General features: G+C 67.1%; 6 protein-coding genes. All 6 read right to left on the reverse strand.

The window, feature by feature from the left end; genetic code table 11:
• Positions 1–164: 164 nt before the first annotated feature.
• A complete protein-coding gene (recD, locus tag K0F86_RS17360) occupies positions 165–2,123 on the reverse strand; it encodes an exodeoxyribonuclease V subunit alpha (protein ID WP_219135556.1) in 1,959 nt (652 codons plus the stop codon).
• Positions 2,113–5,787, reverse strand: coding sequence for an exodeoxyribonuclease V subunit beta (recB, locus tag K0F86_RS17365; RefSeq protein WP_219135557.1), 3,675 nt, complete (start codon positions 5,785–5,787; stop codon positions 2,113–2,115). The genes recD and recB overlap by 11 nt, the downstream gene beginning before the upstream one ends.
• Entirely contained in the window at positions 5,784–9,218 is a 3,435-nt protein-coding gene (gene recC / locus K0F86_RS17370; protein WP_219135558.1) for an exodeoxyribonuclease V subunit gamma, read from the reverse strand. Before recC ends, recB begins: the two co-directional genes overlap by 4 nt.
• 75 nt (positions 9,219–9,293) lie before the next feature.
• Complete coding sequence (locus tag K0F86_RS17375) at positions 9,294–12,332, reverse strand: CHASE domain-containing protein (protein ID WP_219135559.1); 3,039 nt, start codon at positions 12,330–12,332, stop codon at positions 9,294–9,296.
• 143 nt (positions 12,333–12,475) lie between these two features.
• A complete protein-coding gene (gene cobA, locus K0F86_RS17380; protein ID WP_219135560.1) occupies positions 12,476–13,237 on the reverse strand; it encodes a uroporphyrinogen-III C-methyltransferase in 762 nt (253 codons plus the stop codon).
• A gap of 14 nt (positions 13,238–13,251) precedes the next feature.
• Positions 13,252–14,430 (reverse strand): CmpA/NrtA family ABC transporter substrate-binding protein, encoded by a 1,179-nt coding sequence (locus K0F86_RS17385; protein WP_219135561.1) that lies wholly within the window; start codon positions 14,428–14,430, stop codon positions 13,252–13,254.
• Between the last annotated feature and the right edge of the window lie 283 nt (positions 14,431–14,713).

Consider the following 14,713-nt stretch of genomic DNA (forward strand, 5'->3'; position numbering starts at 1 on the left):
CCTCGTTTCGATTTTAGTGGTGAGAAATAGTGGCAAAAAACAGTGCTTTTGCACCACTTTCTCTACGAAAGTATTCTCACACAAAAATCGGAACAATTATCATCAATATTCGGAATACAACACATATATTTCTATGTGGAAACCTGCAGAGCCCGGTCAAACCGTCAGCCGATCAGCCCTCTCAAGCCGCTGGCGCGCTGCGTGCGGCGCAGAATCGCGTCGAACAGCACGGCCTGCGTGGGCGAGACGAGGGTAAAGAAGTCGCGCGCGCGCGTGATGCCCGTGTAGACCAGTTCGCGCGCCAGCATGGCGCCGCCCTCCTGCGGCAGCACCAGCACCGTGTGGCGAAATTCCGAGCCCTGCGACTTGTGCACCGTCATGGCGAACGCCGTTTCCACGTGGCGCAAGCGCGTGGCCAGCACGCTGCGCACGTTCTCGCCTTCCAAAAAATACACGCGCAATGACCCCGGCCGCGCCGGGTCGCGCAGGGTCAGGCCGATGTCGCCATTGAACACGCCCGTGCCGTAGTCGTTACGCGTGACCATCACGGGACGGCCCACATACCATTCGCTGCGGCGTATCCAGCCTTCCTTTTCCAGCCGCAGCTCGATGGCCGTGTTCAAGCCGGCCACGCCCCACTCGCCTTCGCGCACGGCGCACAGGATGCGGAACGCTTCAAAGGCGTGCAACACGGCGCGCACCCAGTCGTCATGCCGCGCGTACGCCGCCTCGCCCGCGTTCACCAGCGCCAGGTAGGGCTGATAGCCGCCGGGCGCTTCCGCGCGCCCGCGCAAGGCCAGGCGCAGCACGTCTTCCTGCTGCGCCGGCACGCTCCACGCCAGCTGGCCGCCGCTGTCGCCGGCGAAACACGCCCTGGCCAGATCGGGCCTGCCGCCATTCACGGCCAGCGCCAGCTCGCCGATCGGGCCGCTGAAACGGTGACTGTGGCGCAGCATCACCGTCTGCTGCGCCAGCGCGCCGGCGCCACCTGCAAAGTCAGGCGGAATGGCCACGCCGCTGGCCGCCTGCGCATACGCGATGGTGTCCGCCGTGTAGCCGCCCGCCTGCGCATCGTGGCACAAGTCGCCCAGCACGGCGCCCGCTTCCACCGACGCCAATTGATCCTTGTCGCCCAGCAGGATCAGAATCGCCGTGGGCGGCAAGGCATCGAGCACCGAGGCCATCATCTCCAGGTGCACCATCGACGCTTCGTCGACGATCAGCACGTCGACGTCGAGCGGATTGCCCGCATGGTGGGCAAAGGCGCGCGTATCGGGCCGCGCGCCCAGCAAACTATGCAGGGTGCGCGCCGCGCCCATGCGCCGCGCCAGTTCCAGCAGCGGCAAGGCTTCCCCGACCTTGTCCGCCAGGCCGCTCAAGGCCTTGTCGATCGACTGTTTCAAGCGCGCGGCCGCCTTGCCCGTCGGCGCGGCCAGCGCGATGCGCAGCTGCTCCGGCTGCGGCGAGACGGCAAACAGCAAGGTAAGCAAACTGGCCACCGTGTACGTCTTGCCCGTGCCCGGACCGCCCGTGATGATGGCCACCTTGCCGCGCAGGGCGATGGCGCACGCCACCTTTTGCCAGTCCGGGCCAGCGTCCTGCGTGGGCTGGTCGAACAGGATGTCGAGCCAATGCCGCACCTGCGCCAGCGGCGGATCAGTCAAATCCTGCGCGCGCACGGCGATCTTTTCACCGACCAGTGTCTCGTCGCGCCAGTAACGGCGCAGATACAGGCGGTCGCCGTCGAGCACCAGCGGCTGTTTCACATCGGGCGCACCGACCCGCCACACCTGCGGCGCGCCGGCCAGCAGCGCGCGCCAGCCGTCAAGCGATGCGGGCAGCGGGCCGGCAACGGCCAGCACGGCATGCCACAGCTCCTCGCTCCAGCCCAGCAGCTGCGACGGTTCGCTGGCCAGGTCCGCCAGCATCAGGCAGCTGTGGCCCCGCCCCTCCAGCTCGGACAGCACGACGCACGCGACGGCCACGGCGGGCGCATGCGGCGCCTGCTCGTCCAGGCTGGCGATGAAGCGGGCAAAGGCGGCGCTCAGGCGGCGCAGATGGCCCGCCCCGGCAACGCCGTCGATGTGGCTGAACAAGGCATTCATTTGCTCACTATGCTGCATGATGTTCCGCTTCTTCTGATAATAATTGATCGAGGCCGTCCAGCAGTTCCAGCTGCGGCGCCAGCCAGTAGCAGCCGTGCGTGTCCGCATTCGCTATGCCGCGCAGGAACAGGAAGATGGCGCCGCCCAGGTGCTCGGCCGGGTCGTAGGCGTCGCCGAGCCGGCTTTTCAGCAGCCGGTGCAGGGCCAGCATGTAGATCGCGCCCTGGATATCGTAGCGGTGCTGCGCCATGCCGGCCGCCAGCGCGGCCGTGTGATAGGCGCCGTCGTTGGCGCCCAGCGCATTCGACTTGTAGTCGAGCACCCAGTAGCGGCCCTCCCGTTCGATGACCAGGTCGGCAAAGCCTTTGAGCATGCCGTGCAGCTGGCGCCGCGGCAGCGCGGGACGCGGCGCGCCGCCCAACAGCAAGCGCGTGCACAACTGGTCGAGCGCTGCGGTGGACAAATGCTCGCTGGGGAACCAGAACTCCATCTCGGACAGGGTGCTATCGAGCTGCGACAGCGACGCATCGAGCAGCGGCAGCGGCGTGACGGCGATTTCCCTGAGCCAGGCGATGGCGTCGTCCTGGCGGTGGCCCCAGCCCGCCCGCTCGCAGCGCGCCGCCAGGCGCGTGTCGAAATTGGCCTCGTGGACGCTGTCAAAACCTTCGCCGCCCATCCACTCGAGCTGCTCGTGCAGGAAGTTTCCGGGCACGGAACCGCGCGGGAAGCGGTGCCATGGCGCGTCGCCCGTCTGCAGCGGCGACGCGGCCGGCACGCCCGTACCATCTTCCAGCAAGGTCTCTTCCAGCGCCCGCTGCGGCACGTGCGCGGCCGCCACGGCGCCGATCTGGCGCGTCAGCGAGGTAAAGCTGCCCACCGACCAGTCGCGCTCGAACTCGCCCGCGAACACGGGCGCGGGACGCAGTTCGGGACGACGCTCGACCCGGTCGAGCACCGTGCAGGCGTCGGGCTGCGCCAGGGAGCTCACGTAGATGGCGTCGCAATCGCCCGCCACCTGCTGCCAGCGCAGCAGCAGCTGCTCCGCCGGCAGCTTGTCGCCGCCCGTCAGCAGGTAGCCGAGCGCCGATTCGTGCAGGGTATTCTCGCCCGCCTTGCGCGCCGCCTGGGCGGCCACGCCCAGCCACAGGAAATGGCGCGCGCGCGTCAGCGCCACGTACAGCAGGCGCAAGTCTTCCTCGATGCGCGCTTCCTCGACCGCCGCCATGGCCTCGTCGGACAAGGACAGGTCGAGGCGGCGTTCGCCTTTTTCATCCGCATAGTCGAAGAAGCTGCGGTTGCGTTTATCCACCTTGCGCGCCGTCACGGCAAACGGCAAATACACGAGCGCGTATTCGAGGCCCTTGGACTTGTGCACGGTGATGACTTTCACCAGCTCCGCATCGCTTTCCAGGCGCAGCACGCGCTCGTCGCCGCCCTCGCCTTCGCCGGCGATCTGCTCGGCCAGCCAGCGTATCAGCGCCTGCTCGCCATCGAGCTGGCGGCTGGCCGATTGCAGCAGTTCGGCCAGGTGCAGCAGATTCGTCAAGCGCCGCTCGCCGCCCGTCTGCTGCAGCAGCATGGCGGGCAATTGCAGTTCGTGGATGAAGCGGCGCAGCATGGCCAGCACGCCCTGGCGCTGCCAGATCAAATGCAGGGCCTTCAGTTGCTCGACCCGGCGCTCCCATTCCAGTTCGTCGCTCGACAGGCGCGCCAGCTCGCCCAGCGACAGGCCGATGGTGCGCGTGGCAAGCGCGGCGCGCGCCAGTCCGCCGTCAAGCGGGTTGGCCAGCGCCGCCAGCCAGCGCAGCACGTCTTGCGCCTCTTCGCTGTCGACGACGGAATCCTTGTCGGACAAATACACGCTGGCGACCCGGCGGCGCGCCAGCGCGCGGCGGATGGCCGCCGCTTCCTTGCGGTCGCGCACGAGCACGGCGACATCGGCCGGCTGCAGGCGCATGAAACCGTCGGGACCGGCAAAACCGGCTTGCGCATCGCCCAGCATGGCGACGATGTGCTCGGCGCAATGCTGCGCAAAGTACTCGCGGTAGCTGTCGCCGCGCAGCCCTGCATCGCTGGCGCAGGCGGCCAGCAGCGCCGGCAGCGGGCCGCCGGCGTTCACCAGATACTCGTCGCGGCCCTTGGCGTCGACGGCTTCGAACGGCAGCGGATTCTCGCCGTTTTTGCGGTAGCGGAAGGCGCCGGCCGGCACTTCGTCGCGCTCGGCGTGCAGGAACAGCTGGTTGACGGCCGCCACCAGCTGCGCCGTCGAGCGGTAGTTGGTGCCCAGCTGGTAGTGGCGGCCCGTGGTGGCGCGCCGTGCCGCCAGGTAGCTCTGGATATCGGCGCCGCGAAAGCCATAGATCGACTGTTTCGGGTCGCCGATCAGGAACAGGCCCAGCGCCGGATCGTTGTCGGCAATCCGGTACAGCGAATTGAAGATCTGGTACTGCGCCGGCGCCGTATCCTGGAATTCGTCGACCATCGCCAGCGGATACTGGTCGATGATGCGCTGGCGCAGGGCCGCGCCGTTTTCGCCGGCCAGCGCGTCGTGCAATCGCTGCAGCATGTCGGCAAAGCCGAACTGGCGCGACTGGCGTTTTAGCTGATCCATGCGCCGCGCGATGGCCGCCGCCGCATGCAGGTGCAGCTTGTGCCCCAGCGGTGTAATTCCCGCCAGGGCGATTCCCAGCGCCTCGGTATGCTCGAAGCACTCGGGCACCTGGGCCGTGAAACTCTTGGCAAACGCATCCTCGATGCCGAACGGCGTCAAACGCTCCCACGCCTTGGCCGTGATGGCCGGCAGCAGCAACAGCGGGTCCTGTGCCCAGCGCCGCAAGCCGTCGAACCACTTCGCCAGGTTCTCCGGCTTCATCTTGACGCCGTTAAAACACTTGGGATTGGCGGCGCGGTGGTCGTTGATCCAGGTCGCCATCTGCTCCGTGCGCTCGACCCAGCCCGCCTTCAGGGTGGCCAGCTGCGCGGCCAGCGCCCGCTGTTCGCGCGCGATCAGGGTCGATAAAGGTTCTTCGTCCGCCATGCGCATGATGTCCGCGCGGCGCGCCAGCTCGCGCGCGCCTTTCTTCAGCGCCCCCACGTCGGGCCAGCAGGCCAGCAGCACGTCGAGCGCCTGCGGCGGCAAGGGATAGACTTGCTGGCGCCAGTAATCGTGGGCCGCATCCTCGAACAGGGCTTGCTCGTCGCTGACCAGTTCTTCGTCGAACAGGCTGCCGCTGTCGAACGCGTGCTCGCGCAGCATGCGCTGGCACCAGGCGTCGATGGTGAAAATCGCCGCTTCATCCATCGTCTCGGCGGCCAGCATCAAGCGGTGCGCGGCCTTTTGCCGCTCGCTCTCGTCAGGATAGGATTCCAGCAAGGCGTCGAGGAAAGGATCGCCGCCGCCGGATTCAATGCCAGATTCGTGGCGGAAATATGCGGCGGCCTCGATCAGGCGCTCGCGCACGCGGTTCGACAATTCGCGCGTGGCCGCGCGGGTAAACGTCATCACCAAAATGTCGGCCGGCAGCAGGGGACGCGTAAAGCGGCTGTCGTCGTCGCCGTGTCCCAGCACGAGGCGCACGTACAGCGCGGCGATGGTCCAGGTCTTGCCCGTGCCGGCCGAGGCTTCGATCAGGCGCGAGCCGTGCAGCGGGAACGCCAGGGGGTTGAGCAGATGGCTCGTCATTGTTCTTCTCCCGCGCCGTCATCGGGCGCGCTGATCGGGTCGATCGTAATGTGTTGTTGCAGCCAGTCGGCCAGCGGGCCATACAATTCGCGCGTGCAGTCTTCCCATGCTTCCTCAAGCGCCAGCGCGGAAAACTCGGGCCACAGGCGCGCCAGGCACAGTTCATCGCGCTCGCCAGACAGTTCAAAACCGCCATCGTAGACGGCGCGCGGGTCGCCCTGCTGCACCAGCGCCAGGCCCGTCTTGCACGCCGTGGGCAACGGATGGTTCATGCCTTCGCGCCACAGCGCCAGCAAGGTGGCCAGCGCATCGCGCGACGTGGCCGGGTCGAGTGGCGCCATGCTGACGATGGCGTCGCGCGCCACCAGATAGCCGGTGACGGGAAAGCCGAGGGCGGCGGCGGCCAGCTGGCGCAGCCACATCAGCATCAGCTTGTCGCCGCGCGCCTGACCGCCCTTGTCCGTCACCTTCGAGGAAATCTGCATCAGCCAGGCCGTCTCCTGCCCGTTGCTGCACAATTTATCGAGCCAGTCGTCGATCTGCACTTCGCCGAACGGCAAATTGATGGCGCGCTTGTCGGCCGCCAGCGGGAACGAGGCGCGCAGCGACAGCCACGCGCTGCGCACGGGCACCAGCGCCTCGACCAGCTGCGCCTGCACCTGCCGGCCGATCAGGCCGATGGGCAGCACGCCTTCGCGCGCCAGTTTCTGCGCGCGCGCTTCCAGGCTGGCGCGCACGTCGTCCAGCGCTTCGACGGCGCCGCCGTCGTCCAGCATGGTGTCTTCCAGCAGATAGCGTTCGAGCGCGTTCAGGCCGAACGGCTCTTCATCCTCGCCCAGCATGGCCGCATCGGCGAAATACACGCTCAGGCGGCGGCGGAAAAAGTACTTGACGGGCTGGCGCAGGAAGCTGGCCAGCTCGCCCAGCTTCAGGCGCGTGCCGGGATCGAGCTCGTAGGGGCCCAGCGGCAGCACGGCGGCCTGCGCGTCCGCGTCCGCCGCATCGGCATCAGTATGGACTACGCGCCATTCGCGCGCGTAGGTCAGCAAGCCATCGGCCTCGAAATAGCGGCGGCTGAACGGCTGCAGCGCATGCTCGGTGGTCAGCGATACAAGGTGCCGGTCCAGCGACCAGCCGGCGGCCAGGTAGTCGCGCAGCTGCGACACCAGCACGGACGGCGGCTGCTCGGAATTGTCGCGCACATTGCGCCCCACCCAGCTCACATACAGCTTGTCGCGCGCGGCCAGCAAGGCTTCGAGCATCAGGTAGCGGTCATCGTCGCGGCGCGAGCGGTCGCCCGGGCGCGCCATGCCGGGCAGCGCCAGCAAGTCGAAATCGGCCTTTTGCGCGCGGCGTGGAAAATCGCCATCGTTCATGCCCAGCAGGCACACGACGCGGAACGGCACGGCGCGCATCGGCATCAGCGTGCAGAAAGTCACGCCGCCGGAGACGAATTGATGGTTCAGGGTCGGCTCGTCGAGCGCGCCCAGCCACGCCACGCGCAGCACGGACAGCGGCACCTGCTCGACAAAACCCGCATGCTCGCAGGTTTCCAGCCAGCCCTGCAAGGCGCCTTCCAGCTGCGCCAGGGTCAGGCGGTCGCCTTCGTCGTCGGCATCAAAGAAGGCGGCCAGCAGCGCGCGCGCCTGCACGCCCCATTCGGCGGGCGTGTGCGCGCCGGCCAGCACGCTGCGCCAGTGCAGCAACGCCTCGACCAGCTGCGCCAGCGAGCCCGCCAGCGCCGCATCGAGGCCGCCCACTTCCGCATACGGCTCGATGCCGCCAAAGCTGGCGCCACTGCCGCTGGCATAGCCGAGCAGCATGCGCCGCACACCGAAAATCCACGCATTCTGTTCCCCGGCCGCGCCCAGCCCCAGGCCGGCGCGGTGCGCCTGGTCCAGGCCCCAGCGCACGCCCGCCCCTTCGATCCAGGCACCCAGGGTGGCCAGGTCGTCCGGCTGCAGGCCGAAACGTGCCGCCAGCGCCGGCACGTCGAGCAGGTCGCGCACTTCGCTCTGGCGGCAGCGCTGCTGCGGCAGCTGCAGCAGCCACTCGAGCGCGACGAGCAGCGGATTGACGCTGCGGTCCTTCACGTCGCCGATCTCGAACGGGATGAAACGCTCGTCGTTGCGCCGGTACTGGCCGAAGACGGCGTGGATGGCGGCCGTAAACGTGTCGATGTCGGGCACCATCACCACCACGTCGCGCGGACGCAAGCCCGTTACGGCGCTGTGCGCGAACATGGCCAGCAGCTGGTCGTGCAGCACTTCCACTTCGCGCTGCACGCTGTGCGCCACGTGAAATTCGATCGAGCGGTCGCCTGCATCGGGCGGTGTCTGTTCGTGTTCGGCCAGCGGGCGCAGTTCGCGGATGGCCACCTGCACCTGCTGCAGCAGGGTTTCGCCCGTTTCCTCGCCAAACAGGTCGATGCGCAGGCTGTCGTCGCGCCCCTCGGCTTGCGCGTGTTCGTCGAATTCGTCGAGCATGCTGATGAAGTCGCGCCCTTGCCTGCCCCAGCTGGCCAGCAGCGGATGGCTGTGCGCATGCAGTTCTTCCAGCGGAATTTGCGCCAGGTCGGTGCCGTTGCGCTGCCGCTGGCGCTTGTTTTCCGCGCGCAGCAAGTCGCGCCCGTCGATGATGTCGCCCCAGTAAAACTGGCACGGATTGGGCACGGCCAGCACCACCTGCGTGTGGCGCGCCAGCGCGGCCAGCGCCTGCAAGGTCTGGTATGGCAGGGCCGACACGCCAAACAGCACCACCCTGCGCGGCAGCTTGCCGACAGGCGCATCGCCGGCGGCGATCGCCGCCAAAAAGGCGTCGTGGATGTCGGCGCGGCCCGTGTCGCGCTCAAACGGTTCCACGTCGGCCGCCACGGCGCGCCACAACTGCGCCTGCCAGCGCTGGTCTTCCTTCAGGACGATAGCTTCACCGCGCGCCGTGCGGAGCATGTCGCGCCCGGCAGCCCAGTCGGCCAGCCAGTCGGCGCGGTAGACCTGGTACTGGTCGAACAGATCGGCCAGGCGCTCGGCCAGCTGCAGCCGACGTTCACAATCGCCATCGGCAAGGAAGTAGCGCAGCGGCGCAAACACCGGATCGGCCAGCAGCGACGGCAATAGACGCATCAAACGCCAGGTCAGCGGCGATTTATCGAACGGCGACACGCGCGGCACCCGTTCGCGCCCCAGCATGCCGCGGTAGCTTTCCCACAGCAGGCGCGCCGGCAGAGCGATGCGCGTGGCGGCGCACACCCCCATCTCCTCGGCCAGGGCGATCTTCAGCCATTCGGCCACGCCGTTCGACTGCACCAGAAAGATATCCGTTTCCAGCGGTGCCAGCGGATGCTGGCGCAGCCACTGGAAGACGGCGGCGCGCAGCTGTTCCAGCTGGTTGCCATGCAGGATGAGAAGGCCGGGCGTGACGGGAGTATGCATGCTGATCCGATGGGTTGCCGCGTCTCTGGCCGGGTGACCAGGGACGTCAAAGGCATATTATCGCCGCTGCCTGCGTCAGGGGGCGTCGCTGGCGGCAAATTCCACAGAAATTTGTTCTGCCACCTGCGCCAGCGCCGGCCGCAGGGCCGCCAGCAAGGCGCGCGCCTGCTGCAGGTCGCCGCCCAGGCGCAAGCCTTCGATCGACATGCACAGGCTGGCGAAGGCATGGGCACCCACGGCCAGCGCCGACGATTTGCTACGGTGCCCCAGGTCGGCCAGGCGCCCCAGGTCTTCCAGCGCCATGGCCTGCTCCATTTCGGCGATGCCGTCACGCGCCGTATCGAGAAACAGCTGGGTGTATTTGCGCATCTTCACGGCGTCATTGCTGAACGTGAGCGCCAGGGTGGCCAGATCGAGGATGGCCATGTCGCGCAAGTCCGGCGAGGCGGCCGACGGCGGCGCTTTCGGCAGCGCCGCCAGCCTGTCGCCCACGCGCGCATGGCCATGGCTGCCGATGCCGCCACGTACGCGGAACCATTTCGCCAGCAGGTGAAACAGCAGATTCGGGGCGATCGGCTTGGTCACGAATTCATCCATGCCGGCCGCCAGGCAACGGGCGCGGTCTTCGCTGCCCGCATTGGCCGTCATGGCGATCACCAGCAGGCCGCTGAGCCTGGGGTCGGCGCGGATGCGGCGCGTCGCCTCGAAGCCATCCATCTCCGGCATCTGCACGTCCATCAGCACGCAGTCATAGCGCTGGTGGGACAACAATTCCAGCGCTTCGCGGCCATTGCAGGCGACGCAGACGGTGGCGCCGGCATCTTCCAGCAATTCGCAGCCCACCTGCTGGCTGAAGACGTTATCTTCCACCAGCAGGATGGATGCGCCACGGATCACGCCCAGGACTTCGGGCTCGATTTCGGCGATGCGCTCATCGCCCGCTTGCGCGCTTTTCTCCAGGCGCGCCGTGAACCAGAAGGTGCTGCCCAGGCCCGGCTGGCTGTACACGCCCACCTTGCCGCCCATGAGTTCGACCAGCTGCTTGCTGATCACCAGCCCCAGGCCGCTGCCGCCATACTTGCGCGTGGTCGACGGGTCGGCCTGATGGAAGGAGCGGAACAGCTGCGCCACCTCTTCCTGCTTCATGCCGATGCCCCGGTCCTGCACCTCGAAGCGCAGCATGCTGTGGCTGCCGCGCTCCTCGGACTGGCGCACGCGCACGAAGATGCTGCCATTGTCGGAAAACTTGATGGCGTTGCTGGTCAGGTTCAGCAAGACCTGTTCCAGGCGCAGCGGGTCGCCGCGCCAGCGCTGCGGCAGCTCGGCCGCGATATCGAACTGCAGCGCCAGGCCCTTGACGGCGGCCGCGTCGCCGAGCTGGCTGGCGATGTTCGCCAGCAGGGTGTCGAGGCGGAAGTCCAGCACTTCCAGTTCCAGCTTGCCCGCCTCGATCTTGGAGAAATCGAGGATGTCGTTGATCAGGCCCAGCAAATGCTGGCCCGAATGGAAGATTTTTTGCAGATAATCGCGCTGGCGCGCATCGGCCACCGATTTCAGCGCAAGGTGCGCCATGCCGATGATGCTGTTCATCGGCGTGCGGATTTCATGGCTCATGTTCGACAGGAAGTCGCTCTTGGCCTGGCTGGCCGCGTCGGCCTGCTCCTTCAGGCGGTGCAGTTCCGTCACGTCGGTGGACAGGCCGATCAGGCCCGTGACGGGACCGGGCAAGCCCAGCGGCACCTTCACGCTCCACAGGTGATGCACCTGGCCCTGCGCATCGACGAAGCGCTCTTCGCCGACGAACTTGGCGCCGCTGTCGAACACCTGGCGTTCGGTCAGCTGGGCGGCGGCGGCCGCATCGCCGAGCATCAACTCGCCATCCTGGCGGCCGATCAACTGCTCCGCCGAGCGGCCCAGTATCTTCGCCGTGCGCGCATTCACGTAGCGGTAGCGCAGGTCGGCATCCTTCATGTAGACGTAGGCATCGACGCTGTCGAGCACCGTATCGAGCAGGGTGCGCTGCGCCACCGCGTTGCGGCGCGAACGGTACAGGGTAAAGATGTAGCCATAAACGAGCAGGGTGCCGGCCACGCCGACGGCCAGCGCCAGCCACGGGAAATAGCGGTCAAAGGGACTGTACAGCTCCGCCTTGCGCACGCGGAAATGGGCTTTCCATACGCCCCCCTGATACACGATGGGCAGCACCTGGTCGAAATACGCGGCATCGCCGCCCGCTTGCGGCGGCGTTGCCGCCAGGTCGCCGTCATCGTTGAACAGCAGACGGTCCTGCGGCGCGATGCGCAGGACGCCTTGAGCCGGCAGAGGTTCGACCGCGCTGTACAGGATCAGGTGCAGCGGTTCCAGGGCGCTGCGTTCGAGCGCGCTGTGCACCAGCTGTGTCACGCCAAAGCCGATGCCCACGGAGCCCTGGTAGGCGGCGCGGCGCTCGGCCACGCTGCCTTGCGGCATGCCATTGCGGTACACGGGCAAGCGCATGCCCAGGCCCACATGCGCGGGCGGTCCCTTGATCATGATCACCTGCCCCGAGGCGCTGACTTCGCCGCTGTCGCGCGCCTGCGCCAGGGCCTGTGCCACCAGCGGGCTAGCGCCGATATCGACGCCCATGCGTTCAGACAGCAGCGAATCGGGCTCCAGGTAAGTGAGCACCGTGTATTCGGGCCGCTCGCCGGGCGGGCGGATGGTGAAAGCGGGATAGCCGCGAGGCGCCAGGCTGGTGTCTTTGCGCACGGCCTCGATGAAGGCGGCGCGCTGCGCCGACGGGACGGCCGCCGCGTAGTTGACCGATTCGATGGCGGGGAACTGGCGCGCGATATCGAGGCCGGCCACGTAATCGTGGAACTGGCGGCGCGTCAGCTGCTCGCTGGTGCGAAACAGCGCTTCGAGCCCGCGCAGCAGATCGGAATAGCTTTTTACGCGCGTGGCCAGGCTATGCTGGGCACCGTGCGTGAGGTTGTCGAAACGCTGTTCGGCGTCGTCATTGACCGTGCGCACCGCGCCCGCATACAGGGCGCCGCCCACCGCCAAGGCCAGCAGCAGGCCGCCCGCCCAGATTCTGATGCCTGATCCCGCCCCGCCCTTGCTCAAAGTGTGCATTGTCGATCGCTTATTCCGGTTTCCTCGAATGTGCGGCACTCCGGCCACCCAGCAAGCACGAGGATACTATCAAAGCTCACGCCCGACGCGCTTGTGCAAGAAAAAAAGCGCGCATGATGGTTGCACTGGAAAACACCTGGTGCTTAAGCCAGCAAGGCGCTGGCACCATGCTCATCCCAGGCATCGGCGCAGCGCACCACCTCGCCCACGACGATGATGCTGGGACTGCCCAGGCCGCTGGCCTGCAAGTCGGCGGGCACATCCTGCAAAGTGCTCAGCAACTGGCGCTGGGCCGGCAAGCTGGCCGATTGCACCACGGCCACAGGCGTGCCGGGCGCCATGCCGCCGGCCAGCAAGCCGGCCTGGATGGCCGCCACCCTGGCCACGCCCATGTAGATGACGAGGGTGAGCTTGCTTTGCGCCAATGCCGTCCAGTTCGGCTCGGACGCGCTATCCTTGCCGTGGCCCGTGACGAAAATCGCACCCTGGCTCCAGCCGCGGTGCGTCAGCGGCACGCCGATGCTGGCCGGCGCGGCCAGGCCGCTGCTGATGCCGGGTATGACCTCGACGGCCACGCCGTGGCTGCGCAAATAGGCGCGCTCTTCGCCGCCGCGTCCGAACAGGCAGGGATCGCCCCCTTTCAGGCGCACCACGTGCAGGCCGGCGCGCGCTTCGGCCAGCATCAGGCGCTCGATGAACGCTTGCGGCGTGGACGCGCAGCCGCCCCGCTTGCCCACCTCGACCACGCGCACGCCAGGCGCCGCATGCGCGAGGATGGCCGGGTTGACGAGGTCGTCGATCAGCACTACATCGGCCCGCGCGATGGCCTTCACCGCTTTCAGGGTCAACAGGTCCGGGTCGCCGGGACCGGCGCCCACCAGGGTCACGCTTCCACATTGCGCCATGATGCACTCTCCAATCAGAAAAAATGGCCGATGGCAAACGATGCCGCGTACGCTTCCGGCGCGCTGCCGTCCCACACGACGCCGTCGCACAGGGTCGAGCTGCGCATGGGGGCCTTTGGTACGGGCGTGGCCGTCATTTCCGCCGCCTGCCGGTACAGGTCGATGCGGTTGACTTGCCTTGCCACCACCAGGTAATCGGGTTCGTCACGCAGCAAGCCCCAGCGCCGGTGCTGGGTCATGAACCACATGCCGTCGGACAGATACGGAAAATTGACGGTGCCAGCGCCGTAGAACTTCAAGCCGTGCGCCTCGTCCCAGGTCTTGCCCAGGCCATCCTGATAATGGCCGAGGATGCGCGGCGCCAGCATTTCCTGCGGCGTGTTCAGGTAAGCAGGCTCGGCCAGGGTGGCCGCCATGGCCAGCCGGTTGCTATCGCTGGCGTCGATCCAGCGGCCCGCCTCGAGCACAGCGGCGATCAGGGCGCGACAGCTGTTCGGATGCTGGCGCGCAAACGCGGCGCTGGTGCCCAGCACCTTGCCCGGATGATCGGGCCAGATGGCGCCGCTGCTGGCGGCCGTCACGCCCACGCCATCGACGATGGCCTTGTAGCCCCACGGTTCGCCCGCGCAAAAGCCATCCATCTGGCCCGCACGCAAGGCCGCCACCATCTGCGACGGCGGCACCGTCATCACGCGCGCGTCGCGCAGCGGATCGATGCCATGCGCGGCCAGCCAGTATTGCAGCAGCATCGCGTGGTTGCCGGTCGGGAAAGTATGCGCGAACGCAAACGGCCGCGATGCAGCCCGGATATGCCGCGCCAGCGAATCGCCATCGTGGGCGCCCTCGCGCGCCAACGCCGCCGACAGGGTCACGGCCTGGCCGCTGTGATTCAGGTTCATCAGCACGGCCATGTCGCGCTGTTGCCCGCCGATGCCCATCTGCACGCCATACACGAGACCATACAACACGTGGGCCGCGTCGAGTTCGCCGTTATGCAATTTGTCGCGCACGCCGGCCCACGACATCTCGCGGCTCAGTTCGATCTTGATACCGTATTTTTCATCGAGACCCAGCTTCGACGCCATCACCAGCGAGGCGCAATCGGCCAGCGGCAGGTAGCCGATGCGTATCGTCTGTTTTTCCGGATGTACTGATCGCATCACCTGGGCGCTTGCGCCCTTTCCCTCTGTCATACCCGCATCCTTGCTTAACTTTGCGAAATACCGCTGACCATTCCCTGCGCAAGCCGCGCGCCCCTGTCCTTTAGCCAGCAAGAGCCGTGCCAGACGCACGGGTAAAAAATGCACCAAAAGCGTGCCGCGGCTGGCCGGAATGGATGGACTAGCCAAGGCCTCATTGCACAAAACATCCTTCCTCGCTAAAATGAGAACAATTCCCATTTAGATTCAAGACTTCTCCATTCACGACCGTCACGCCCCCCATGCCCGCCCCGCTCCCCTTTCCCCCCCACCCTGT

Origin of the sequence: Janthinobacterium sp. UMAB-60 (assembly GCF_900095235.1) — a bacterium.
GTDB lineage: Bacteria > Pseudomonadota > Gammaproteobacteria > Burkholderiales > Burkholderiaceae_D > Janthinobacterium.